Origin of the sequence: Heyndrickxia sp. FSL W8-0423, from assembly GCF_038009395.1 — a bacterium.
Lineage (GTDB): Bacteria > Bacillota > Bacilli > Bacillales > Bacillaceae_C > Heyndrickxia > Heyndrickxia sporothermodurans.
On record NZ_JBBPBE010000001.1, the window covers coordinates 2,816,985 to 2,840,946 of the forward strand.

General features: G+C 37.0%; 23 protein-coding genes and 1 riboswitch. Of the genes, 19 read left to right on the forward strand and 4 right to left on the reverse strand.

Features of this window, described 5'->3' with window-relative positions; genetic code table 11:
* Positions 1 to 79 precede the first annotated feature (79 nt).
* From MKY81_RS14255 to MKY81_RS21130, 4 genes are all read left to right on the forward strand, one after another.
* Complete coding sequence (locus MKY81_RS14255; protein WP_108073545.1) at positions 80 to 1,081, forward strand: LLM class flavin-dependent oxidoreductase; 1,002 nt, start codon at positions 80 to 82, stop codon at positions 1,079 to 1,081.
* A gap of 58 nt (positions 1,082 to 1,139) precedes the next feature.
* A complete protein-coding gene (locus tag MKY81_RS14260) occupies positions 1,140 to 1,295 on the forward strand; it encodes a DUF4021 domain-containing protein (RefSeq protein WP_108073543.1) in 156 nt (51 codons plus the stop codon).
* A 454-nt stretch (positions 1,296 to 1,749) separates the two neighbouring features.
* Entirely contained in the window at positions 1,750 to 2,904 is a 1,155-nt protein-coding gene (locus tag MKY81_RS14265; RefSeq protein ID WP_108073541.1) for a YcxB family protein, read from the forward strand.
* 173 nt (positions 2,905 to 3,077) lie between these two features.
* A complete protein-coding gene (locus MKY81_RS21130; protein ID WP_373454625.1) occupies positions 3,078 to 3,152 on the forward strand; it encodes a putative holin-like toxin in 75 nt (24 codons plus the stop codon).
* Positions 3,153 to 3,371: 219 nt separating this feature from the next.
* Here MKY81_RS21130 and MKY81_RS14270 read toward each other — a convergent pair whose 3' ends face one another.
* Both MKY81_RS14270 and MKY81_RS14275 read right to left on the reverse strand, forming a co-directional pair.
* Positions 3,372 to 4,007 (reverse strand): SdpI family protein, encoded by a 636-nt coding sequence (locus tag MKY81_RS14270; protein WP_108073540.1) that lies wholly within the window; start codon positions 4,005 to 4,007, stop codon positions 3,372 to 3,374.
* Positions 4,008 to 4,021: 14 nt separating this feature from the next.
* Positions 4,022 to 4,279 carry an autorepressor SdpR family transcription factor gene (locus tag MKY81_RS14275; RefSeq protein WP_066231475.1) on the reverse strand — a complete coding sequence of 86 codons (258 nt, stop codon included), beginning with the start codon at positions 4,277 to 4,279 and terminating at the stop codon, positions 4,022 to 4,024.
* 160 nt (positions 4,280 to 4,439) lie between these two features.
* Here MKY81_RS14275 and MKY81_RS14280 point away from each other — a divergent pair, with 160 nt between their 5' ends.
* The gene (locus MKY81_RS14280; RefSeq protein ID WP_341118112.1) at positions 4,440 to 5,198 is read left to right on the forward strand and encodes a GNAT family N-acetyltransferase; all 759 of its coding nucleotides are present in this window, start codon (positions 4,440 to 4,442) and stop codon (positions 5,196 to 5,198) included.
* A gap of 65 nt (positions 5,199 to 5,263) precedes the next feature.
* On the opposite strand, the gene MKY81_RS14285 is transcribed toward MKY81_RS14280, so the two are convergent.
* Both MKY81_RS14285 and MKY81_RS14290 read right to left on the reverse strand, forming a co-directional pair.
* Positions 5,264 to 7,261 carry a M6 family metalloprotease domain-containing protein gene (locus tag MKY81_RS14285; RefSeq protein ID WP_341118114.1) on the reverse strand — a complete coding sequence of 666 codons (1,998 nt, stop codon included), beginning with the start codon at positions 7,259 to 7,261 and terminating at the stop codon, positions 5,264 to 5,266.
* Positions 7,262 to 7,649: 388 nt separating this feature from the next.
* Complete coding sequence (locus MKY81_RS14290; protein WP_325948249.1) at positions 7,650 to 8,834, reverse strand: MFS transporter; 1,185 nt, start codon at positions 8,832 to 8,834, stop codon at positions 7,650 to 7,652.
* Positions 8,835 to 8,911: 77 nt separating this feature from the next.
* Positions 8,912 to 9,011: riboswitch (purine riboswitch) on the reverse strand.
* Positions 9,012 to 9,167: 156 nt separating this feature from the next.
* Here MKY81_RS14290 and MKY81_RS14295 point away from each other — a divergent pair.
* The 14 genes from MKY81_RS14295 (at position 9,168) to MKY81_RS14365 (ending at position 23,876) form a co-directional block, all read left to right on the forward strand.
* Positions 9,168 to 10,988, forward strand: a complete 1,821-nt coding sequence (locus MKY81_RS14295) for a YecA family protein (protein WP_341118115.1) — start codon at positions 9,168 to 9,170, stop codon at positions 10,986 to 10,988.
* 18 nt (positions 10,989 to 11,006) lie between these two features.
* On the forward strand, positions 11,007 to 11,495 hold the full coding sequence (locus MKY81_RS14300) for a hypothetical protein (RefSeq protein ID WP_108073533.1): 489 nt from the start codon (positions 11,007 to 11,009) through the stop codon (positions 11,493 to 11,495).
* A gap of 93 nt (positions 11,496 to 11,588) precedes the next feature.
* Entirely contained in the window at positions 11,589 to 12,161 is a 573-nt protein-coding gene (locus tag MKY81_RS14305) for a Uma2 family endonuclease (RefSeq protein ID WP_341118116.1), read from the forward strand.
* Positions 12,162 to 12,392: 231 nt separating this feature from the next.
* Complete coding sequence (locus tag MKY81_RS14310) at positions 12,393 to 12,944, forward strand: DJ-1/PfpI family protein (protein ID WP_108073530.1); 552 nt, start codon at positions 12,393 to 12,395, stop codon at positions 12,942 to 12,944.
* A 57-nt stretch (positions 12,945 to 13,001) separates the two neighbouring features.
* Positions 13,002 to 13,547: a DUF1697 domain-containing protein gene (locus MKY81_RS14315; RefSeq protein WP_066235662.1), complete on the forward strand. Its 546-nt coding sequence runs from the start codon at positions 13,002 to 13,004 to the stop codon at positions 13,545 to 13,547.
* Between the two features lie 289 nt (positions 13,548 to 13,836).
* Entirely contained in the window at positions 13,837 to 14,820 is a 984-nt protein-coding gene (locus tag MKY81_RS14325) for a macro domain-containing protein (protein WP_108073529.1), read from the forward strand.
* Between the two features lie 78 nt (positions 14,821 to 14,898).
* Positions 14,899 to 15,552: a vWA domain-containing protein gene (locus MKY81_RS14330; RefSeq protein ID WP_066235658.1), complete on the forward strand. Its 654-nt coding sequence runs from the start codon at positions 14,899 to 14,901 to the stop codon at positions 15,550 to 15,552.
* Positions 15,553 to 15,781: 229 nt separating this feature from the next.
* Positions 15,782 to 17,080 (forward strand): hypothetical protein, encoded by a 1,299-nt coding sequence (locus MKY81_RS14335; protein WP_325948250.1) that lies wholly within the window; start codon positions 15,782 to 15,784, stop codon positions 17,078 to 17,080.
* 172 nt (positions 17,081 to 17,252) lie between these two features.
* On the forward strand, positions 17,253 to 18,758 hold the full coding sequence (locus MKY81_RS14340) for an AbgT family transporter (protein ID WP_108073526.1): 1,506 nt from the start codon (positions 17,253 to 17,255) through the stop codon (positions 18,756 to 18,758).
* 30 nt (positions 18,759 to 18,788) lie between these two features.
* Positions 18,789 to 20,054 carry an amidohydrolase gene (locus MKY81_RS14345; protein ID WP_108073524.1) on the forward strand — a complete coding sequence of 422 codons (1,266 nt, stop codon included), beginning with the start codon at positions 18,789 to 18,791 and terminating at the stop codon, positions 20,052 to 20,054.
* A 45-nt stretch (positions 20,055 to 20,099) separates the two neighbouring features.
* Positions 20,100 to 21,551 carry a M20 family metallopeptidase gene (locus MKY81_RS14350; protein ID WP_108073522.1) on the forward strand — a complete coding sequence of 484 codons (1,452 nt, stop codon included), beginning with the start codon at positions 20,100 to 20,102 and terminating at the stop codon, positions 21,549 to 21,551.
* A gap of 102 nt (positions 21,552 to 21,653) precedes the next feature.
* Positions 21,654 to 22,640: a DnaD domain-containing protein gene (locus MKY81_RS14355; protein WP_341118787.1), complete on the forward strand. Its 987-nt coding sequence runs from the start codon at positions 21,654 to 21,656 to the stop codon at positions 22,638 to 22,640.
* 120 nt (positions 22,641 to 22,760) lie between these two features.
* Positions 22,761 to 23,399, forward strand: a complete 639-nt coding sequence (locus tag MKY81_RS14360; protein WP_341118119.1) for a hypothetical protein — start codon at positions 22,761 to 22,763, stop codon at positions 23,397 to 23,399.
* 153 nt (positions 23,400 to 23,552) lie between these two features.
* Positions 23,553 to 23,876, forward strand: coding sequence for a hypothetical protein (locus MKY81_RS14365; RefSeq protein WP_341118120.1), 324 nt, complete (start codon positions 23,553 to 23,555; stop codon positions 23,874 to 23,876).
* The last annotated feature ends 86 nt before the right edge of the window (positions 23,877 to 23,962 follow it).

Genomic DNA, 23,962 nt, shown 5'->3' on the forward strand with positions numbered 1-23,962 from the left:
ATATAAGCAAATAAGTTTGTTTTTTGCCATCAAATTGTTACTATAATAATACTCTTGACAATGAAAGGAAATATAAATCATGACTACTATAAATATACCCGTTTCTGTATTAAATCTTGCACCAATAAGAGATGGACAGACGACGAAACAGGCAATTGATTCTATGGTGGATCTTGCCCAAGCTGTAGAAAAATTGGGATACAAACGATATTGGATTGCAGAACACCACAACAGCCCGACATTAGTTAGCTCTGCAACTTCGATTTTAATCAAACATACACTTGAACATACAGAAAGTATTCGTGTTGGATCTGGGGGAGTGATGCTTCCGAATCATTCTCCATTAGTTGTTGCTGAACAATTTGGTACGATGGAAACAATCTATCCCAACCGTCTGGACCTTGGTCTGGGACGTGCACCGGGAACAGATATGTTAACCGCAAGCGCTTTAAGAAGGTCAAAAAACGATACGGTCTATACTTTCCCAGAAGATATTAAGGAAATACTTACTTATTTCGGTCCGGAAGATCAACAAAGTTATGTAAGGGCGTATCCTGGGGTAGATACAAATATCCCACTATATATTTTAGGCTCTTCCACAGATTCTGCTCATTTAGCGGCAAGCATGGGTTTACCTTATGTGTTTGCATCCCATTTTGCACCGAAACAAATGGAAGCAGCGATTTCAATTTATCGGAAACGATTCCAGCCTTCAGAGTACTTGGATAAGCCGTATATGATGGTTTGTTTAAACGTAATTGCGGCTGAAACAGATGAAGAAGCAGCATTATTATCTACATCGATGCAGCAATTTTTCTTAAATGTCGTTAGAGGCACTAAAATTCCGATGCAGCCACCGGTTGATAATATGGATAAGCTTTGGAATCCGATGGAAAGAGAAATGATTGAATCGATGTCAAACATGACGTTTATGGGAAGTAAAGATACAGTTACAAAACAAATAACAGATTTCCAGGATAAATATAATGTTGATGAAATCATGGCCGTTTCTTATATTTATGACCCTGAAAAACAAAAAAGATCGTATGAAATATTTAAAGAGGTAGTTGAAGGTAGATAAATTGTTATTTGCGCATATTTCACGTCAATAAAGGAATTCTAAAATCGAGGTGAAATTAATGAAAAAGCAAAACGTAGATAACAACGTAGAAAATGTTAATCAAAGTGAAACGGCTAGTAGCACTGTCGACAGTAGTATCGAAGAACAAGCAATGAATGGCTTGTATGGTATGCTTGAAAGTGAAGAAGAGAGTCAACAAAATTATACAGAATAGAAAGCCTTAAAGCCTTGCTCCTTGTGAATGGGAGGGGGCTTTTATTTTATATTGGTTTCAATCCTTTATAAAAAGTAGCAAACAAGGAACGTGTGTAGCAACTTCCAAATAGGCGTAAAAATTCCGCTTAATTAGTGAATTTTATTAAAAAGGGCTTAAATAGTCGGACAAATTCCGTCTATTGACTCGAAAAATGCGAAAATTGGAGATTTTGCTTTGCATAGTCGGAAAACCTCCGCCTATATATGCCCGAAACGACCACCATTCAGCATTTAATCGGAAAATTTCCGCCTATTATACTTTTCTGGTTACCGACTTAGGATGCTTATTTAAAAGGGAATGAATTTTAACAAAAGCGACCGCTTTACTTTACGGAAATTGTGTTTTAAAGAGGAATAGCAAATTATTTGAAGAAGTAGTAAGTTGCAATGCAAATCAACAAAGGTGTGAGATGATGATCATTGAAAATAAACTGACTAAAAAAATATACAGAAGAATGGTTTTGCGAAATGAATTGTTCGGGAGTAAAACTAGCTTAACAATCCTTGTTCTGTATGTAATATTGTGGCGAGTCACGTATACGATAACAAAAATAGGGCAGTTAAAAACGACAATTCCATTATTTTTGATAATTATTTTTCTAATTCTAACCCTACTAATCTATAAATTTATCGTTTATAAACGTCGTATGAAAAAAGAATTATTTGAAATGGGCAGTCAAATCGAAATGAATGATAATCAATTAACGATAACAAAACAAACCGGAAGCAAAATTGTTCTCCCACTAGAAAAATTAATAAAGATAAAAGAGAATAAAAAGTGGTTTTTCTTATTTTTTCAAGAAAATACATTCATTCCGGTTTCAAAAGATGCCGTCGAAATTGAGCTCTTCAGACAGTCCATAAAAGGGACAAAAACGAAACCGTTAGTTTGGAAACCAACAGTGACGCTCTTTGCTTTAGTTACAATTGCTGGAATGTATTTTGTAGGTAACAATGCCGTTAATTTTAACGGGGCACTAGCATGGAAAATCAATGAATGGAAAACAGATACAAAAGTTAAGTTGAAAAATGACAATTTTTACTCAACAAAGCTAACTGGAATCATTGATTCCGTAAAATCAAAAATAAAACTAGAACCGTATTTAATGACCAATGATTTAGAAATTAGATTTGCAAAAGATGGGACCATCACTAGCATTGAAACGTATATTTACGGATACGACAAAAACAAAAAATTACAATCGGGATATTTAGTCTATTACGATAAAACCAAAAGCAATAAAATAACTGTTCACAAACAGCATTGGAATGGGGAAGGAACAACCAAATATGAACCAGACAACGATTTATCAATCGTCATCAACATGCTTAACTCAATTCCGGTAGAAGATGAAGTAAAACAATGGAACGAAGACAATCTTGCAGTTATGTATAAGGGAATAAGAAGCTGGGGGTACAACACAACCGGGATTCATTTTATTGGTGAAAACGGAAAGATAAGCATTCCTTCATCCATGACTACAGAAATCATTGGACCGACCATCTCTTTATACATACCAGGTAAGGAAAATATGATAACACCAAAGCGATATATATTTAAACCATAATGGGTCAATGGGAGTTGGATTGTTTGTAAAAACTAAAAAAATTCACAGAATGTATGTTCTGGAATCCTTATATATGTTATTATTGGAGTAGCTATGAGCGGGGGAGGGCGGTAGCACCTTAAAACTGTTCCTTGTTATGTGATTATGTCACAACGAGACAGGAGGTGTTGCCAATGACTATCTTTGAGGCGCTGGTTTTAATGATCAGTTTTGCCACTTTGATTGTCATCATTATAAAGGAAAAGTAACCCTCCCAGCTTTAGCGAGTAGTTGAAGGGTTACTCCTTTCCCGAATAAGCTACCGCACTTCCTGCGGATTAGCTATTCGAACGCTGATGTATATACATCAGCGTTCCTTTTATAATATTCCTATAATTAGTATAATATACTTTGATGGATAAAATCAATGGATTTCAAGTAAGATGGTGAGTTAAAAATAAATCCTCTAGTTCACGCTCATCATGGGATTACCGATTTTCTTGTTTAAACACCCGATAGGAATAGTAAATAGGAAGCACGACAGATACAATAATACTAATTATAACGATAGCTTCTCTCCAACCGGCAGGAATAAATGTAGATAACATCATAATGATTCCTGCGATAAACATAATTTTTCCGCCAAAACGATGTGTTTTTCTCCATACCGTATCATTAGACAACGTCCACGGAGTTCGAATCCCAATGAAGAAATTTGTCCTTACTGTTTGAAGAAAATTCCCTAAGATGATAAAAATTGCACCTACTATAAATGATCCAAGACTTGACATCGGTATTGGATAACCAAGACTGTATAAGATGATAAGTAGGTTTAAAATGAAAAGAATGAACAATAATGAATTGACAATAATTCCATAGCTTCTCGAAAAAAACTGATAATTTTCTTTTTTAGGATCTACTTTTGGCAAAAATAAAAACATAATATAAAGAAATATCAACAAGCCTACCATGGTCATCATTGCGCCTAATTTTGTAGAATATCCATTAACATTGCCGCTAAAATCCCAATGTGTGGCTATTTGCGATGGCAGGTGTGGAAAAGCAATCAACCAAACAATCACGGATAGGACAATGATAAGAAGTGGGAAAAAATGCTTTTTCATAATCTCAACTCCTATTATTTTCCATAAAAATTAAAAGCCCAATTTATAATATCTTGAAATACTGTCGTATTTAATGAATAAAATACGTACTGACCTTTTTTTTCATCTTGAACTAATCCGGCATTTTTAAGTAATTTTAAATGTTGCGAAATACTTGGTTTACTCATATTAAAATGGTCAGAAATTTCGCCGGCTGTTAAATCTTCCTCCTTTAATAAGTCTAAAATTTTGCGACGGGTTGGATCTGATAATGCTTTAAAAACCTCGTTCAACATTACATCTCCTTTTAAGTATTTAGTTATTTACTTAAATACTAAAATAAAAACAAAATAAAGTCAACTACAATTTATAAATCAACCCTAATTTCTGTTATACTATGAGTACTCGAAATATAATGGACTGCATTCACTACTGATTGAAAGGAACAAATAAATGGAAAATATAACGTTTAACCACATTTATACGCTTGGCAATATCGTTTTTGAAAATGAATTATATAAACATTTTCATTATCCGGAAATGTTAGTTCGCTATGATAGTAATTTTATAGAGTTTAAAACAATGCCTTCCATTGATGAATTTAAGGCAGCTTTCACTTATTTACGTGATTGTCATAAAAGGCATGGTCAGTCCCATGTAAAATTTACTTTTCCGGAAAATCAAAAACCATCAGAGGAGTTTCTTGAATATCTCAACGATAACGATTTTCTGTATGGATATAATGAGTTATATGTGATTCAACCGGACGAATTTCCTCGTTTGAAGGATGACCCAGATATAAACATAACTCCAGTCACTTCCGAGAACCTTGATGCGTTTTTAACGTTGCAATATACATTTGATCAAGAGTATGGGAATGAATTCGCGAAACAAAAGGTAGCACTGCACAAACGAAATTTTAAAGATGAAAAAATAATGCAGGTCCTTGCATATTACAAAGGTAATCCAGCTGGTTCGGTAGATATTATTATTTCTGACGATACAGCGGAAATCGATCAGCTGTCTGTTTTAGATACGATGCAGCGAAAGGGGATTGGCGGACGATTGCAAAAGTTTGTGATGGATCACTTTCCTGAAAAAACGGTTATTCTTGTTGCGGATGGAAATGATACACCGAGGGAAATGTATCTAAAGCAAAACTATCAATACGTTGGTTTCAAATATGAGTGTATAAAAGTTTTTGATTCTTAATCAAAGGTTACTATTTTCATAGAGAAGGAGGGGATTAACGAAAATCCACCTCCTTTTTCTCATTGTTATTTAACTTGGCCAGGACCTACCCAACGCTCAACTTTTGCTTGTTTGCTAGAATCTGTTTCAGATGTAGTTGTAAGTGTGAGCTTGTTTGGTGTAGGTTTTTGATTATTTTTTCCACCCAGCGGGATTTTAACATATACAGGAATATCCACACTTTCACCAGCTTTTACTTCAATGACATTATTTTCTAGCATTGTTTCCCAATTCGCTTGTGTTTTTACATTCAGTCGAATGAGATCTGTAGCTTTACCGGTATTTTTTACGTTAAAGTAATAGACTGCTACACGACCGGGTACTGCCGGTATCGTTTTAGTGGAACTTGATTTTACCGATACACCGCGTTTGTAGTTTCCGGATCCATCCATATGACGTACGGCCACACGATAAGATAAGGCTCCTTTTTTGTCGTATTTTTTTCCTAACACATAGAAATGTAGACGGTTGTATTTGTCCTCATACTCGCTTACTACGCCATCACCTGTCCCAGCTTTAAACAATGAATCTGCTAACTGTTGATAATCGCCTTTTGATAGCATAGCCGTTGTGCCATCCGGTCTCTTGAAATCTTCTTGATTAATATCTTCTTTATGGGAATCGACGACCCAAATATTAGGTGCTGATTCGGTATTTTTCGTTTTAGCTAGTAATACACCTGAATCGGGAGCGAAGGAGTCATAACCAACTCTGTCAACAACTTCAACGGTATAATTGTTATACCATTTTTCCCCGCGCTGCATATCTGCACGCCAATCATCTTCTAATGAATTTTTCGGCGTGTGATCGACCATGCTGATATTGATTCCGTGTAATCCAGTACGACCAAATTCTTTCCCGATAGGTACTTCTCTTGCAAGAATATCAGCGAATACAGGACCAGTTTCGGCCAATTGATCTCGATCTAATCGAAGATATTCATCATCTTCTAGGAATCCTTGTTTAATTTTGTTTCGCAACATATGATGTGAAGGGGCTGAAGCACCAAGGACAGAAGGAACCATCCAACGTGTGTGCGGTCCACCTGGGCCATTAAAGCTTCCGCGGCTCATGAGCTCCCAAGGGCCAGAATAGGAACGAGAAACCGGAACTCCATATGGATTATTATAATTATCGCCAAGATTCATAATGTGACCAAATTCATGTGCAAAGGTACCCATGCCATCATTTTCACCTTGAATGGACGTACCACCACCAGCACTTGACCAAATTCCTTTAGCGGCGTACCAAGAAGTCCACGGAACATAACGGGTTGCCGCTGAGTTCTTCATGCCATTGATTTGCGGACCGAATGAATCGGGAATCGCGTCCGGATTTAAAAACATCATTTCACCAAATTCCTGCCAAACACCAGATTCATCATACCCAGCATGAACGATGAATTTGAAATCATATGTTTCACCTGAGGCATCCATGTCCGCCTTGGCTTTATTCACCGCTTCTGTCCGCAAATTCTTCCCGCTGAACCCTTCAGGCATATTCACATTTTGTCCAAATTCATTCAGTCCATATTGGAATTCATTAGAATCCATACGGTATGGACCGAATGAATCTAGCTCGATTTTCCATTTGCCATATGAATTTTCTCTCCAATAATCATTTACGGTACTATAGTTGTTTAGTGGCTGTGGTTTGCTTAAAAAGTCCACCCAAAACTTTCCTAATTGATCACGTGGGATATTTCCAGTCCCAACGGGATTTCCTGCTATTTCTGATCCTTCAGGCTGACTCAGCATAAATTCTCGATCAGGAAAATCAACAATGATTAAAGCACCTTTAATGACTCGTTCAGGTTTTACATCTGCAGTTTTCCAGTCAACTCCAGGAACCGGTCGATAATCATCCCATGTCATATCCCGGGGCAGAACCCAAGACTGAGGATCTACAGGATCCGGAAAAGACTTCAATCCGGGCTTTGCCGCATACGCTGTGGTAGAAACGGTAATAAAACCAACACTAATGGCACCAACTATTAATCTTTTTAAAAACTTCAGAACACCCACCCCTTTACTAGTTTTCTATTTCGTACTACTAAATCATACAACTATTCAAAATAATCTGATAGACGAAATGCTAAAAATTTAAAAAATGAATAAGAGTGCCTATAATATATTGCTTATCTATACGCGAAGGGACCTATTACTAAACCCGAAAAATACTCCACATGTACTAGGTTTTCTGTTATTAATTGCACATGGATTATTATGTAAAATGAATTTTAAAGGAGAAAAAAGTCCAAGTAAAGAAGAAATTTCTCAGAATGGTTGTTTGAATGGAATTGGATCCAGCTAGTGCTCAAAGAAGTTTTTATTCACTTGTATAACAAAAAAATAGTGTTGAAAATCGATTGATTTTCAACACTATTTTAAAACATAGCCGTATTTCAGTTCCTTAACTTTGAAAGGAAGAGGTGGCTGTTGTTTTTTCTCTTTTTATCGCCGGTCTAGTCAAAGAAAAGACGGCACATATCAAGGCGATAATGACAACAGCACTCCCGAACCACGCCGTACTTGTGACGGAGTCAGTTTTGTTTAAGACGATTCCGCCAATTGCTGATCCAAGTGAAATACCTACCTGCAAGGCTGAATTATTAAAGCTTTGCTGGATATCGGACGTAACAGGATCGGTTTGAATCAAATAGCTTTGCTGCGGCGGTGCCAGACTCCAACTTAATGCGCCCCAAATCATCATCATCGGAATGAATAAGACAAGAGAAAAAGTCGTGAATGGCAACAAGCCTAGGACAATCGCAAATGCATTGATAACGATTATGATACTTTTCTTCGGACCAATCCAATCCGAAAGTGTGCCACCTAATGCTCCTCCAAATACTGCTGCAATCCCAAATGCAAAATAGCAGACACTAATCCAATAGGAATTTAAATGAAGATTCTTTTCTAAAAATGGAGTGAAATAGGCATAAAGCGTATAGTGACCTGCAAGCATAAACATGGTCGCAAGATGAGCGCTACCTATTTTCGCACTGCCTACAGCTTTTAATTGTTGGACAAGTGGAATCGTCTTTTCCCCGGGAATGCGCTCCAAAAATAGTGAAATAAGCACCATCGAGCCGATTGATAACACTGCGATTCCAAGAAAAATGATGCGCCAGCCAAATGTATTAGAAATCAAAATTCCTAGCGGTACGCCTAACACTAGTGACGAACTAATGCCCATGAAAATGAGACCTAAAGCCTTCGCTCGGTGAGCCGGATCGACAACCTTTGCTGCAATAGTTAAGGAAAGTACGACGATAAGGGCGGTGCTCGTTCCCGTCAATACCCTTGCAACCATCATAAAGGTAAAATTCGGACTGAAATAGGTCATAATATTACCTAGAAAAAAAACGAATAAGGAAACAAGATACAGTTTCTTACGTTCAATTTTATTAGTTAATACAAGCAGAACAGGCCCAGCAATAGCATAAATAAGTGCAAATACTGTAATCAGCTGTCCAGCAGTACTTAATGAAATGTTAAAATCGTCAGCGATCGTAGGTAATATCCCGCCGACAATTAATTCAACTAATCCTACAGCGATCGTCGATAATGCGAGTATAAAAACTTTAAAATTCATCGTTGTTTTGCATCCTTTCTCATAGATTGATAGTTAGCGGATTTTTTTACGAAAACAAAAAAATCCTGATTACAAAAAACGAATAATTCATTTTCTGTAATCAGGATTTTATGGTTCCTGGTAGAGACCCTCTAGCCATATTCTAGAGGTTATACAGGTTATATTTAGTTTCTAATGTTCACCTTGAACATTTTACTACGCCTTTTTTTATTTTTCAAGTATAAATTTTTCCCGTGATAAAAGAGTGCAAGAATTCACCTTATTTGACCAAAACCTATCAAATTTATTATTATTAACCTTGAATAGAGTCGATTTAAAAATGTAGGTGAAAAAATGAAAATTAATCGAAATGATCCATGTCCATGTGGAAGTGGGAAGAAATATAAAAAATGTTGTTTATTAAAGGAAAATATTGTGCAAATAGGTGAAGCAAGAGAAGAGCGGTTCCTTCAAGAACGGCATGAACTTGTTTTGAAATTGAATAGATTTTTGGAAAGGAAAATTTCAATAAACCAAATGTATCAATTACATTCGGAGTTCCGAAGAAGAACACAGGGAAAATTGGCAGAGTCCAATATACAAGGATTCTTTCAATACTGGCTCAATTACTTTCGTTTCTTTGATAATGGGCTTCGTGGAATTGAATGGTTTTTTCAGGAAAATAATTCCAAACTAACTAATGAGGAGAGAAAATTAGCTGAGAATTGGGTTAAATTAACACCAAAAGTCGTTCAAGCTATCGGGAAATCTGGCAACGATATTCTTTTTGAAGAGGTAGAGACAAAGGAACAGTACACGATTGCAGATAATAAAGAATCTTTCTTTGCACCATGGGTTGGCACGATTAGTTTAATTGAAAATTACGGAAACCAGTACTATTTCAATGGTGTCAGGGTGTTTTTGGGACCACAAAACATTAGCAGGGTCAAAGCCTTTATTCAAAAGTTAGTGGAAGAAACAAAATCAAGTCGTGATCACGTTCTTTTTGAATATTATCCTGAAATAATTGGAGAATTTCTCGCCGAATCAAAAGATTTTGAGATTGATCGCAAGGAAATTCACGAATGCACAATTCAATATCAGGTTAAGGATATGGCAGCCGTTACAGATTTCTTACAAGAAGAACCAGAATTTGTTATAGATTTCTGGGAGCAAGATGATAAAAAACTTAGCTGGCTTTCCAACAGGATGGAATTTTTTGATAGCGAAATGAATGGTAAAGCTCAAATTGCTGAAAATTTAGGAACGATTTCATTAGAAAAAAATCTCCTTCAATTTTATTGTTATGATAAAAAAATTCTTGAACGATTTAAACAAAAGGTCGAAAAGTTAAACAATTTCGTAGTTTTAATCAATGAAAAGATTCAATCACACTTCATTCCGTTTCAAGTTGAAGTTAAAAATATGGCGGTACAATTCAGCGAGAATATACCGAAATATTTTGCGCTTTATGCACAGAACAATTTGCAATCCGAAATGGATCAAAAAATCCCAATGTATGGTGGGTTTTCAATTCGGGAATTGGTCGAAAGCGGACGGACAGAGGAAGCAGAAACGTGGTTAAGACACCACGAATATAACCTATATCAACTTGTGAAAAACGATTTTGGAAAGGTAGAAAAAACTGCGGATTTTAATACGATCCGAAAAGTATTAGGGCTACCATTGTCTCCTTTTGTCACAGGCGGAGAAAGTCGAATTTCAGGGGTTATGCCAATCAAAGCGTCGAATAAAACACCCCTTGTAAATAATGAAGATATCCCGTTTTACGAAAGTCTAGGATTTACGCCAGACACAATTGACAACTTTTATGCAAAGTCATTAGTAAGATTTTTTAAAGAAAAAACTGAAGGTAAAAGTGAAAATACAGTAAGAAAATATAAAAATAGTTTATATGACTTAAGATTGATTCTAGAATCCACACCATTAAATAGTTGGGACCAACTGGATCAAACTAACTGGGAGCGAATTGTTTTAAATGATTATTTCGATTTGTTCTACTCAGTTAGTAAGACACAAGTAAAGGACTTTTTAAGTACACTGAAAACATTGGCAAAATGGCTGGATGAGAGAGAAAATACAAGTCTTTCTGACGATTTGCAAAGGGCGATTAAGAAAACGGAGAAAAAACGATTTCAAATTGCAGGCGTGTAAGGTTTAGGAGTGAATTCTATGTTCGATCCAACAGCATATGAAAATATGAAGGTTGTTATCGAGGGTGCGGCCTATGATTCGGATTTAGAAGGCCAGATTAAAGTTATTGACCGCAAGGATATTATCGATTTAGCGACGCTTTCAAGGTGGTATGAAATCACCTATTGTTTAAATCACACACCAGATATACGTGCGAAATTTACATTAGAAGCAAAACTAAATCAGTTAGCTACCGAGCTTTTACAAGGAGGAAATCAAAAGCAGGTTGGGGCCTTTGTATATCTCTCTTTTTCGTGGAATCAGGAAAATTCAAACTATATGGAAACAATAAAGCATCGTTGGGGACCGGATTATATTTATGATGAACGAAAAATTAACTCCTCCTTAGAAGGGGTTAAAGAAGAAATCATCATCAATTTTTCACGGGTGATAACAGAAGAAATGATCGATGATTTAGTAGAAATGTTTCATTATTCCGTTGAGACATTGGGAGAATTGATTAGGTGAAATCCAATGCAGCAATTCCTTCATTGATGAACATGCAGCTAGAACCCGTGAGTAAGTGTGATAAAATAAAGTAAAAAGCTTAGGAGTGGTGAGATGAATCTCTATCGAAATGACCCTATGTCCGTACAGGATTATTTTGAAATTAGAGAGAATTGTGAGCAGATATTAGAGTATATTGACGGATATATCTATATGTCGCCATCACCATCGATTAAGCATCAAAGAATATCGGGAAATCTATATATTAAATTTAGGGAATTTCTTGAAGAAAAAACTTGTGAAGTATTTCATGCTCCCGTTGATATCGAATTAAAAAATGAAAAAATAGATGGGACAAAAATTGTGATTCCCGATTTATGTATCATTTGTGATAAAAGTGGATTCACTGACTCAAAATATATTGGGGTACCTAATCTTATCGTAGAAATCCTAAGTCCATCTAATCAAACCCATGATTTAATCACAAAATTAAATCTTTATATGAACTATGGTGTCCAAGAATATTGGATTGTGAATCCTATGTTAAATTCAGTATCGGTTTATGCCTTAAATGAGGAAAAGCTTTATATACAACACGATATGAAAACTGAAATAGGAAAGATCACATCGCATTTTTTGAAGGGTTTTCACGTTGATTTGAAAGATATTTTTCAAGACAATATTTAATATCCAGTTATAGCACAGGCGCTACGAACGGTCAACATTCATTTTGACTGAGGGGAGCGTCTGTTGCCTTTTGGATTGACTTTTTCATTATTTATTCACTTGAATATCCAATCGGAAGGCAAGCCAAGGAGTAGAGACATAAGTAGGAATAAAAAATGAACATTTTGAAGGAAAATATGATTGTTTCAAAGAATATACTAGAATAAGTAAAATATTTAGGAGGTTAATAATATGTCAAAAAAAGTATTATTACTAGCCGGCGATGCCGTTGAAGCACTCGAAATCTATTATCCATATTTTCGTTGTCTGGAAGAAGGATTCGATGTACAAATAGCAGCTCCTTCCAAAAAACAATTGCAAACCGTTATACATGATTTTATCGGGTGGGACACATATACGGAAAGCAAAGGGTATTTAATTGAATCGCAACTATCCTTTGAAGAGGTCAATCCTGAAGAGTATGACGGCTTAATTATTCCAGGCGGAAGAGCTCCAGAATACATTCGCTTAAATGAACATGTCCCACAAATTGTTGCTCATTTCTTTGAAAAGAACAAACCAGTTGGGGCGATTTGTCATGCAAGTCTCATCCTAACAACAGTCAAGGAATATATGAAGGGGAGGGAACTAACTGCGTATATCGCATGTAAGCCGGACGTAGAAGCAACGGGAGCTACCTATATCGAAAATCATCTTCACGTAGAAGGAAATCTTGTTTCCGGTCACGCATGGCCTGATCTTCCTGGATTTATGCGGGAGTTTATTAAACAAGTATATCAATAACGGATATAGTCAAAAAGATATAATCAATGATAGGTAAAAGTCGAAAGGAGAATAGTTATGGTCTATATCGCTCTTCTTCGTGGGATAAATGTGGGTGGCAAAAATAAAATTGACATGAAGATGCTTAAACAAACGTTTGAAAAAGCCGGGATGTATGATGTGCTGACATACATTAATACTGGGAATATTATTTTTTCATCCAGCGAACTATCAAAAATGGAATTATCACGGATTTTGGAAGAAGCGATACATAATGATTTCGGATTACAAATTAAAGTTGTAGTTCGTAGCGTTAATGATGTCAGAGCAATCATTAACGCTATTCCTGACACTTGGAAAAATGACAAAGACATGAAAAGTGATGTCATGTTTTTATGGGATGAAATTGATCATGAATCTGTACTTAAGACTTTGGTCATCAAACCAAATATTGATACGGTGAAATACGTTCCTGGCGCAATTTTATGGTCTGTTGACAAGAAAAATGTAACCAAAAGCGGGATGACAAAGATCATTGGATCAAAGTTATACAAACAAGTTACGGTAAGAAATGTCAACACCGCTCGTAAAATATATGAACTCATGCAAGCGCAAAACAGATAGTTCGCGGATACGTGACGAACTTATCGATCATCTCCTTACCATTAAATGGTGGGATTGGCCCGCTCGTAAAATTTTTGATAATCTTGAAACTTTATGCAGTGGAGAACTGACAAAAATTAAGGGAATTTCAAAGCACATCTTGAACAAAATGGGAAGTCAAGAATTAATCATTCTTGACATCCTGTTTTGTTGTTTTCTTGTCTGTTTATACTCATTAAAAATATCCATCCCTGCGAATTTTTTTGCTCATTAATAATAGGTCATATCGCAGATTAGAAAGGGGAAAATGATGCCATTAGAACTCATTCGTCATGATATTACAAAATTGAAAGTGGATGTGATCGTGAATGCAGCCAATACAGCTTTGAAAATGGGCGGGGGTGTATGTGGTGCGATCTTTCGAGCTGCAGGTGCCAATGAACTTCAGAAGGCATGCGATAAAATCGATGGATGCAAAGTCGGGGAAGCAGTTATTACAGAGGGCTTTCATTTAGATACAAAATATATCATACATACCCCAGGTCCGGTTTGGCAAGGGGGAGGTAACCAAGAAGCGGAACAATTAATGTCTTCTTACAATAACTCTTTGAACCTCGCAAAAGAATATCAGTGTAAATCCATTGCTTTCCCATTGATATCTACCGGTGTATATGGCTTTCCGAAAGAAGCGGCATTGCAAATTGCGATCTCCGCCATTAGTTCATTTTTAATTAAACATGACATGCTTGTCTATCTCGTAGTTTTTGATAATACATCTTTCGGAATCAGTCAGAAGCTATTTTCATCCATCCATCAATACATTGATGAGCATTATGTAGAAGAAGTTGAAAAAGAATTTATACGGAGTCGTGTAGAACCAACGGAAGTCGATTTTCACCATAAGGATTTAATTGAAGAAGTAAATGCCTCTCTAGAATATCGTTTGAATCAGCTGGATGAAAGCTTCTCTCAACGCCTCCTTCGTTTCATTGATGAAAGAAACATGACAGATGTTGAAACGTATAAAAGTGCGAATATTGACCGCAGATTATTCTCAAAGATTAGGAAAGATACGGACTATACGCCAAAGAAGAGAACGGCTGTTGCATTTGCCATTGCGTTAAAATTAGGTTTAGAGGAAACACAGGAATTGTTGACCAGCGCCGGCTATACTTTGTCACATAGTAGTAAATTTGACATTATTATTAAGTATTTCATCGAACAAGAAAATTACAATATACATAAAATCAATGAAGCATTATTTGCTTTTGACCAGCCATTACTAGGTTCCTGAATTGTCGCTTTTAAAGCGACCTTTTTTTATCCGATTCTTGCTATTCTAAGTTCATCAAAGAATGGAGGATGATGAACGATGAAAAAGAATTCAACAGAACTGGTGTTTATTTTAGACAGAAGCGGCTCAATGGCGGGGCTTGAAACTGACACCATTGGTGGTTACAACTCAATGTTAAAGAAACAGCAACAAGCTGAAGGAGAAGCGATCATTACAACCGTATTATTTAATAATGAATACGAATTACTCCACGATCGGATAAATGTAAAAGGCATCGCACCTATCACTGAAAAAGATTATGAAGTAGGTGGCACCACCGCATTATTAGATGCTATCGGTTTGACCATTCAAAAAATCGTCAATGTACAAAAGAAAACAAATGGAGACGAACGTGCTGAAAAGGTACTATTCGTTATTACTACTGATGGCATGGAAAATGCCAGTAAAGAATATACAACAGATCAAATCAAAAAAATGATTCAGCATCAAAAAGAGAAATACGATTGGGAATTTATCTTTCTAGGCGCGAATATTGATGCCATCTCAACTGCTGCTCGCTTTGGAATTGATGCGGACTTTGCCGTAGATTATCATGCTGATCAGGTAGGCACACAAGTAAGTTATGAAGCGATAAATGAAGCGGTGCTTACGATTCGTCGCGGGAAGAAGATGGATCGGGGCTGGAAGGAAGAAGTTGTTAAGGATTTTAATCGGCGTACAAGTGAAAGATAAATGTCGATGCAACAAGTTTGTTTTTATAAATATGCGGTCACCAGTTCCGTTTGTAAATAAACGCCTCCCGAGTCCGCTTCGCTATTAAAATATGACATTTTAATAGAAATAGCGGACTCACAGTCCACGAACTATCGAACCATTTCATAATCTTCCACCAACCACATGATTATTGGACAACTTTTTGTTATGATGAAGGAAATTCATGTTTTGGGGGCTGGTGGGGAAGATGTATAAAATTGGGGTAGTGGGTCCGACTGCATCGGTAGATCGAATTTTAAGTTTAGTAGAAGAGTATGAGGGTGAGTTGCAATTTACTCCCTATCCTTATCATGATTCGAAGGAAACGGCCGAGATTATTAAGAAATACGGCATGCAGGTGAATGCGTGGCTATTTTCCGGACAGATTCCTTATGAGATTGCTAAGAAGGAACTTGGAAATGACGCGAATATGGCTTATGTTCCAATCATGGAAGCAAGTTTTTATAAATCCTTTTTGGAGATGACCTACGAACAAGGAAAATTGTTAAAGCAGGTAAGCGTAGACGTCATTATGCCAACAAACGAATTAGAGGAAGCTCTGGAACAATTAACCGTTTCCTTTGAACGTGTATATACGAAACCATTTTGGTCTGATATCGATTCAAACGAAATTCTTGATTTCCATTTGGACTTGTGGAATTCCGGAAAAACGGAGGCGGTTTTAACCTGTTTTTCAAGTGTATATCAGGCACTAAAGAAACAGGGGATTCCTGCATACTGGACAACCCCGACACGTATGCAGATTCGGCAAACGCTGAATATTCTTACGGAAAAAATTAGAGCCTCTTATTTCAAAGATACACAAATTGGGGTCATTATTATTGAAATCGAACAATTTGATCGAATCATTGAAAAAACAAAAACACCTTATCATTTGCAGTACTTGGAACTTCGTTTTAAAGAAATGATTATTAAACTGTGTGAAAAATTAAATGGATCATTCGTAGAAAAAGGCAATGGAAGATATGTAATTTTTAATACCCGAGGAGCCATTGAAAGAGAATTGGAGTCGATTAATAATACGATTCATTATTTGTCTTCAGAATCGGATTCAACGATCGCGGTGGGCATTGGATATGGGAAAACGGTTCATTTTGCAGAGGTGAACGCGACACTTGCCCTTCAACAATCAAAGGAAAAAACAAAACAAGAGATTGTGATAATACAAGAAGATGGTACAATCGCGGAGTTAACGGATAATCAAGAGTTGTTTGAGTATTCATCCCGTACTGAAGATCAAGAAATTGTAGAAAAATTAAAAAAGGGAAATGTTAGTGCGAAGACCTATAATAAAATTGTTGCTATTATCCATCGGAATGGATGGAGCAATTTTACCGTCAAAGATTTAGCGGATCAGCTTCGAATGACGGAAAGAAATGCAAGACGGATTGTAACGGATTTATGTAATATTGATCTCCTCCAATGTGTGGGGGAAGAACTATCTACAAATCGCGGGCGCCCCAGTAAAATATATAAAATACAGTAAGCATCCAGATGATGCTTATTTATTTTTGCCTATTTTTAAAAAATTATTGCTATTTCTAATATAGACAATTAATATTATTTATAGACAAAGTCCTTAAATATTCCGAAAATGGTTAATGAAAACGCGAACATTTTCTGCTGTTTAAGCTTTGTAGGTAAAAGGGGGCGTTTACATGACGAAAAAAAGCTATCGTTTTTTTGATTCCATTGAAAAGGTAGGAAATAAAATCCCGAATCCTTTTCTTTTGTTCGTGTATTTAACGGCAATTTTAGTCGTTGTTACAGCGATTATCTCTTGGTTAGGCTTAACTGTTCATGATCCTTCAAGTGGTGAAGTTGTTCGTGTAAAGAATTTACTTAGCGCGGAAAGCTTACAATGGTTTCTACCAAATGTGATTAAAAACTTCTCGGGCTTTCTTCCATTGGGCTATATTCTAGCGTTAATCTTAGCGTTCGGATTAGCTGAGCAAACAGGTCTATTGGAAGTATTGATTCGCAAAATGACCACTGGCATTTCTGGTAAGTATGCAAGTTACGTTGTTGTATTTATCGCTTTCTTCAGCCATGTTTCTTCTGATGCGGCCATTGTTATTATGCCACCGTTAGGAGCGATTATCTTCATGGCAGTAGGAAGGCATCCGATTGCAGGGCTTCTAGCTACCATCGCCGGGGTTGCTTCAGGTTTTACCGCGAATATGCTCATCGTAACAACAGATGTTCTATTATCGGGAATCAGCAGCCAAATTTCAACGACGATTGATAAAGCTGTATCCGTCTCAGTACTAGACAACTGGTTCTTTATGGCAACATCCGTTATTCTCCTCACGATTGTGATTTCAATTATTACGGATAAATTTGTAGAGCCACGCATAGGAACGTTTAAAGGAAAAGTAGAAACAAAGTTAGAGAAGATTACTCCTCAGCAAAATAAGGCACTAAAAGCAACGGGAATAGCGGCTCTTATTTATGTTGTAATCATTGCATGTATGGTAATTCCGAGATCCGGTATTTTACGAGATCCAGAGCATGGAACGGTTTTGCCATCACCATTTATGTCCGGTATTGTCGGCTTAATTATGGGGTTATTCTTTGTCGTATCCATTACATACGGCTGTGTTGCCGGTGTGATCAAAAAGCAAAATGATATTCCAGAGCTAATGGTAAAGCCGATGAAAGGGATGGCTGGCTTTATTGTTCTTGTTTTTCCATTATCGCAATTTGTCGCACTTTTCAGTTATAGTGACATGGGAAAATTTATCGCTTTATCAATTGTTTCTGCTTTAAATAAAATGGGTGTCTCAGGATTGCCTGTCATCATCGGCTTGTTGTTCATTTCTGCTTTAATGAGTCTATTTATAGCGAGTGGTTCAGCGATTTGGTCGATGCTTGCACCTGTATTTATCCCATTGTTTATGATGCTAGGGTATCATCCAGCGTTTGCACAAGTAGTGTTTCGGGTGGCGGATTCATCGGTTATTCCGTTGTCACCCGTCTCACCATTCGTTCCGTTATTTCTTGGATTTCTTCAAAAATATCGACCAGAGGCGAAGCTGGGAACCTATTACTCTTTAATTCTTCCATATCCGATTATCATTTTAATCGTTTGGATTTTATTCTTAGTCGTTTGGTACTTGTTGGGACTTCCAATTGGCCCGGGTATCTACCCTCTGATGAAATAAGTTGATTAAAAATATAAAGGAGTGAATCATATGGTGGACTTAATAAAATTAAGAAGAGATTTTCATCAACATCCGGAAGTTGGCTTTACTGAATTCAGAACAGCCGGAAAAGTCGTAGAATTATTGAAATCATTTAATATTAAGGTGAAATATGGCAAAGAAGTAATGGATGGACCATCCCGAAGAGGGGTTCCAGATGAGGAAATTCTTGAACAGGCTTATGAGAGAGCTTTAAAAGATGGAGCCAACCCTGAAATCATTGAAAAAATGAAAGGTGGATATACGGCCGTTATTGGTGAAATTGAAGGGAACCAGCCGGGTCCTGTTGTAGCCTTTCGTTTTGACATGGATGCTTTACCTATTTTAGAAAGCGATGAGGCTGATCATGTGCCCGCAGCGAAGAAATTTCGCTCGAAATACAAAGGAAATATGCATGCATGTGGTCATGATGGCCATACTACAACCGGAATCGGTCTAGCCGAGAAATTAAGAAATGGTGACTTTCCCGGAAAAGTAAAACTGATTTTCCAACCCGCAGAAGAAGGCGTAAGAGGAGCTTATTCCATTGTAGAAAAAGGGGTTCTCGACGATGTGGATTATCTTTATTGCTATCATTTGGGAACTGGTGTACCGCTTGGTGAATTCCACGGTGGAACGGGTGGATTTTTAGCAACGACGAAATTACGAGCTGATTTCACCGGAACGGCTGCCCATGCAGGAGCATCGCCCGAGCATGGACGTAATGCCCTTCTAGCAGCTGCAACAGCAACATTAAATATTCATGCAATCCCACGTTATAGTGAAGCAGATACAAGGATCAATGTGGGAGTGCTACAATCCGGGACTGCAGCTAACATCATTCCCGAACACGCCAAGCTCATTTTGGAAACAAGATCCTCATCTGAAAAAGTAAATAAAGAACTGGTTAAACGAGTAGAAAGCATCGTAAAAAGCAGTGCCGACATGCAAGGTGTGACTGCTGAAATAGAGGTGATTGGCGGAGCGATTCCAATTAACTGTGATAAGGAACTTGTCGAACTTGCCCAACAGGAAGCACAGCATATTCCCGGATTTAAGACGATTTCACAAGGATCATCAGACAGTGCATTAGGAAGTGAAGATGCATCTTACATGATTCGCAGAGTTCAAGAGAATGGTGGAAAAGCAACCTATATGGTTGTCGGTGTCGATCATCCCGCTCCCCATCACCATCCGAAATTTGATATACAGGAAGAAGCATTATTCAATGCGGTTTCATTATTAGAACGATTAGCACGAAGAACCTTAACTGAATAAAAGGTAGTAGTGGCAAAATAATTCTTAAGGAGGCGTCTTGAAAGCATGACTTTAATACATTTAAAGGAAATCGAAAAATTAGTTGATAATAAACAAAAGAATTTTGTGGAACTAGCTGATAAAATTTGGGAACTAGCTGAGACAAGGTTCGAAGAATTTGAATCTGCCAAACTATTAACGAATGTTTTAGAGGAAGCAGGATTTGTTGTAGAAAAAGGCGTTGGAGGGATTGAAACAGCCTTCATAGCAACATTTGATCAAGGTGGACCAGTTGTTGGGATTTTAGGAGAATACGATGCTTTATCTGGTTTGAGCCAAGAACGAAATGTCGCTGAAGCGAAGCCAATTGTCCCGAACGGAAATGGTCACGGTTGCGGCCACAATATGCTTGGAGTGGCAGGGATTTCCGCGGCAGTTGCATTAAAAGACTTTCTTGAAGCAAATCCGCAAATAAAAGGTACGGTGAAATATTTTGGCTGTCCGGGTGAAGAAGGAGGATCAGGAAAAACCTTTATGGTTCGTGAAGGGGTTTTTGAAGGAATCGATGCTGCACTAACTTGGCATCCTGAATCTTATAGCGGAGTGTTCCACCAAAGCTCTCTTGCAAACTATCAAGTATATTTCTCCTTTAAAGGGATTGCTTCTCATGCGGCAAATTCACCACATTTAGGCAGAAGTGCATTGGATGCAGTGGAGCTCATGAATGTTGGTGTCAACTATTTACGAGAGCACGTGATTCCGGAAGCGAGAATTCATTATGCCGTTACCAATACAGGTGGAATTTCACCTAACGTTGTTCAAGCTGATGCGGAAGTACTTTATCTTATTCGTGCACCGAAAATTAGCCAAGTCATTGACATTTATAATCGAGTCATCAATATTGCCAAAGGGGCAGCATTAATGACCGAAACAGAAGTAGAAGTCCGTTTTGATAAAGCATGTTCGAATTATATTCCCAACGCGGTGCTTGGTGAAGTCATGGGGGAATATTTAGAAGAAGTCGGCTTTCCGCAATACACGGAAGAGGAATTGGCATTTGCACGCAATGTAAAAGCCACCATTACGCCTGGAGATGTTGAGAATAAAATCAATGATATCAAAAATATAACGGGATACTCCGTTAAAAAAATTGAGAGTTTTCTTAAAGATAGTCCATTTATCGAGAAGGTCATTCCGTTTCACAAAACAGACGGTATTATGTTCGGCTCGACTGATGTAGGAGATGTCAGCTGGAATATTCCAACTGCACAATTCTGGGGAAGAACCTTCGTCTTTGGAACCCCGTTACACACATGGCAAGTAGTCTCCCAAGGGGGATCAACCATTGGCACGAAAGGAATGATCCAAGCAGCAAAAGTTCTTGCCGGAACAACCTTGCATCTCTTCGAACACCCAGAGCTTATCGACAAGGCCAAACAAGAACTTGCTAGGGAAAAAGAAGGCAATGAATATATCCCACCGATTCCGAAAGATGTAAAGCCATCAGCTTTGAAATAAGAAGTGAAAGAAGCTAACTACTTACCGTGATAGTGGTTAGCTTTTGAAATTATTACCCTTATATGGACCATTATCATATAGAGTCCAATTGTGCTAGAAGAGATGACTCCGGAGGATAAGTATTTTTACCTTTACCTGCTTACGAATCCGCATACTACTCAAATTGGAATCTATCGAATTACGAAGAAACAAATGGCGTTTGATCTGGGGTATTCGATTGAGAGTGTTCAATCGTTAATGGAGCGATTCGAAAAGCATCATCAGTTAATTCGTTACAATCCTGAAACGAGGGAACTGGCAATTAAGGATTGGGGAAAAGAGAACCTCCAAAAAGGTGGAAAACCGGTCATGGATTGTATTGTTTCCGAATTGAAAGAGGTCGTGGATCCCTCACTTATCCAATATGTGTCGGAATCAATACATAAGCAAGAGATTAGGGAGTTATATGAATCTTTTTATCAACAAAATGCAACGCACATTGAGATGGAAGAAAAAGATGTATGTATAGAAAACGATGCGTTAACGACTCCCTATACGACAGGGGAACAAAATGAAGAGGATGAAAAAGACGTCTGCATACAATTTGACGATACGTTAACGACTCGTTTTACGACACGTGGGCAAAAAGAAAAACAAAAAGAAAAACAAAAAGAAAAACAAAAACAACAACAAAAAGATCTCTACCCAAGTATAGAGAATAATCTACACATAGAGAATCCGTCACTAAGTAATCCAAAAAATGATGATGTGATGGAAATTATGGAGTTTTGGGATGCAAACGGATTTGGTTTTACGAACGTAAATGCAAAAGTACAGTTGTTGTCGTGGTTGAATAATTCAAGTTTTTTACAACCGAAAGAAATGATCTTAAAAGCCATGAAAATAGCGTGTGCCAATAACAAGCGAAAGCTGAATTATATCGTGGGGATTCTGAAAAACTGGGAAAATGAATCTTTACTAACCGTAGAAGAAGTTGAGTCGTATGATGAGAAACAAAAGCAATACAGACCATCAACCGATTCATTTCCTGCTGGAAGAGCGATTCCGAGGGAAATTGAATTCGATTTATCGGCAGGTGAAGATGGATGAGTGTTATGGACAGTAAGTGAATGTTACGGGGTAGTCTATATCTACAAAAAACGGAAATTCAAAATCCTTCAAAAACTCATTATCTAGTAAAATCTAGCTTAACCAAAAGGAGTGGGAAATTTGTATTTTTCAATAAACGCTTATAAATATCTATTAGGTTTCGATAACACATATCGACTTTGTAAAGATGGTATTTGGATAACATTAGAAAAGTTCACATCGTTTGATGATACTAGGGACATGTTGTTTAAATCTTATGAAGATGCTAAGTTTTGGCTTGATTCAACTGGCAGAGTAATAATTAATGGAGTAGAAACAAGTACGATACCGAAAGTAGAAGGAAAATTATTCGATGATGGTTATTCTTTTGAGATAGTTGCACATCGTACAACAAAACCGAAAAATCCAGTTATCACAAGACAACAATTAAAAAATGTATTAATCAACGGTGACGATAACGTTTCCAATTCATTGGTGATTGATTATGAAGGGATGCCTAAACTAATTCAATTAGTAAATAGAACGCCAAGCGCAATCGAAGTATATCCAGTTAGATTTGAAACATTTGCAGCTGGGAATGGATATGTAGGTTCAATAAGCGATTTAAATCACCTAGAGACAACCTACCAAGCATTATTAGAAGCCTGGGCTTTGCATATCACGACTGGTCGCTCCTTTTATCGTGATTGTGTAAGTGGGGAAAATACGGAGGAAGAATTAATAGACGAAATTGAAAGTGAGATAAGCAGTCTAGCATGAAGTAAAACATGTACTATGACGATTGAATTATAAAAAAGGCTATCGTTGACAGCATTTTTTATGTCTAAATGGAAAATTATGAAAATATGTTAAAATTAAAATATAGAGATGGTAGGCAAAACGGATCAGATTATAGAACAGAGGTGATAGTCTTTGAAAATATTCTTATTAATTGTTTCTTACATTGTGTTAGATGTAATTAGTTCATTGATTTATGTTGGATTATTGTTGCTGCTTTTTATAACAATGAAAAAAGTTTTTAATATGAATGAAGAAAAGTGGAGCGCATTTTTTAAATATAGAAATGGAAAAGGCTTATATTCTATAATGGTTTTTCCGTATTTATTAATGATTTCCATAATGTACCCAGTAACTATGTTTGGGTTTGATTTGATTAACTTTGATTATAGGGTTTTAGGCTATAGCCGTGATTATGTTACCAACGCTCATTTTATTTTTAAAATTACCAAAGCTTAAAGAAAGTATAGTAAATAAATACGAGGGAAGTTATTAAGCAAAACGGGCGCGATTATTAAAAGATAACGCGCCTATTCTATGTTTGG

Excerpts from the sequence above, each read along its gene's own strand:
- MKY81_RS14255 (WP_108073545.1), top strand. The coding sequence starts at position 80 with ATGACTACTATAAATATACCCGTTTCTGTATTAAATCTTGCACCAATA.
- MKY81_RS14260 (WP_108073543.1), top strand. The coding sequence starts at position 1,140 with ATGAAAAAGCAAAACGTAGATAACAACGTAGAAAATGTTAATCAAAGT.
- MKY81_RS14265 (WP_108073541.1), top strand. The coding sequence starts at position 1,750 with ATGATCATTGAAAATAAACTGACTAAAAAAATATACAGAAGAATGGTT.
- MKY81_RS14270 (WP_108073540.1), bottom strand. The coding sequence starts at position 4,007 with ATGAAAAAGCATTTTTTCCCACTTCTTATCATTGTCCTATCCGTGATT.
- MKY81_RS14280 (WP_341118112.1), top strand. The coding sequence starts at position 4,440 with ATGGAAAATATAACGTTTAACCACATTTATACGCTTGGCAATATCGTT.
- MKY81_RS14290 (WP_325948249.1), bottom strand. The coding sequence starts at position 8,834 with ATGAATTTTAAAGTTTTTATACTCGCATTATCGACGATCGCTGTAGGA.
- MKY81_RS14295 (WP_341118115.1), top strand. The coding sequence starts at position 9,168 with ATGAAAATTAATCGAAATGATCCATGTCCATGTGGAAGTGGGAAGAAA.
- MKY81_RS14300 (WP_108073533.1), top strand. The coding sequence starts at position 11,007 with ATGTTCGATCCAACAGCATATGAAAATATGAAGGTTGTTATCGAGGGT.
- MKY81_RS14305 (WP_341118116.1), top strand. The coding sequence starts at position 11,589 with ATGAATCTCTATCGAAATGACCCTATGTCCGTACAGGATTATTTTGAA.
- MKY81_RS14310 (WP_108073530.1), top strand. The coding sequence starts at position 12,393 with ATGTCAAAAAAAGTATTATTACTAGCCGGCGATGCCGTTGAAGCACTC.
- MKY81_RS14315 (WP_066235662.1), top strand. The coding sequence starts at position 13,002 with ATGGTCTATATCGCTCTTCTTCGTGGGATAAATGTGGGTGGCAAAAAT.
- MKY81_RS14325 (WP_108073529.1), top strand. The coding sequence starts at position 13,837 with ATGCCATTAGAACTCATTCGTCATGATATTACAAAATTGAAAGTGGAT.
- MKY81_RS14330 (WP_066235658.1), top strand. The coding sequence starts at position 14,899 with ATGAAAAAGAATTCAACAGAACTGGTGTTTATTTTAGACAGAAGCGGC.
- MKY81_RS14335 (WP_325948250.1), top strand. The coding sequence starts at position 15,782 with ATGTATAAAATTGGGGTAGTGGGTCCGACTGCATCGGTAGATCGAATT.
- MKY81_RS14340 (WP_108073526.1), top strand. The coding sequence starts at position 17,253 with ATGACGAAAAAAAGCTATCGTTTTTTTGATTCCATTGAAAAGGTAGGA.
- MKY81_RS14345 (WP_108073524.1), top strand. The coding sequence starts at position 18,789 with ATGGTGGACTTAATAAAATTAAGAAGAGATTTTCATCAACATCCGGAA.
- MKY81_RS14350 (WP_108073522.1), top strand. The coding sequence starts at position 20,100 with ATGACTTTAATACATTTAAAGGAAATCGAAAAATTAGTTGATAATAAA.
- MKY81_RS14355 (WP_341118787.1), top strand. The coding sequence starts at position 21,654 with ATGACTCCGGAGGATAAGTATTTTTACCTTTACCTGCTTACGAATCCG.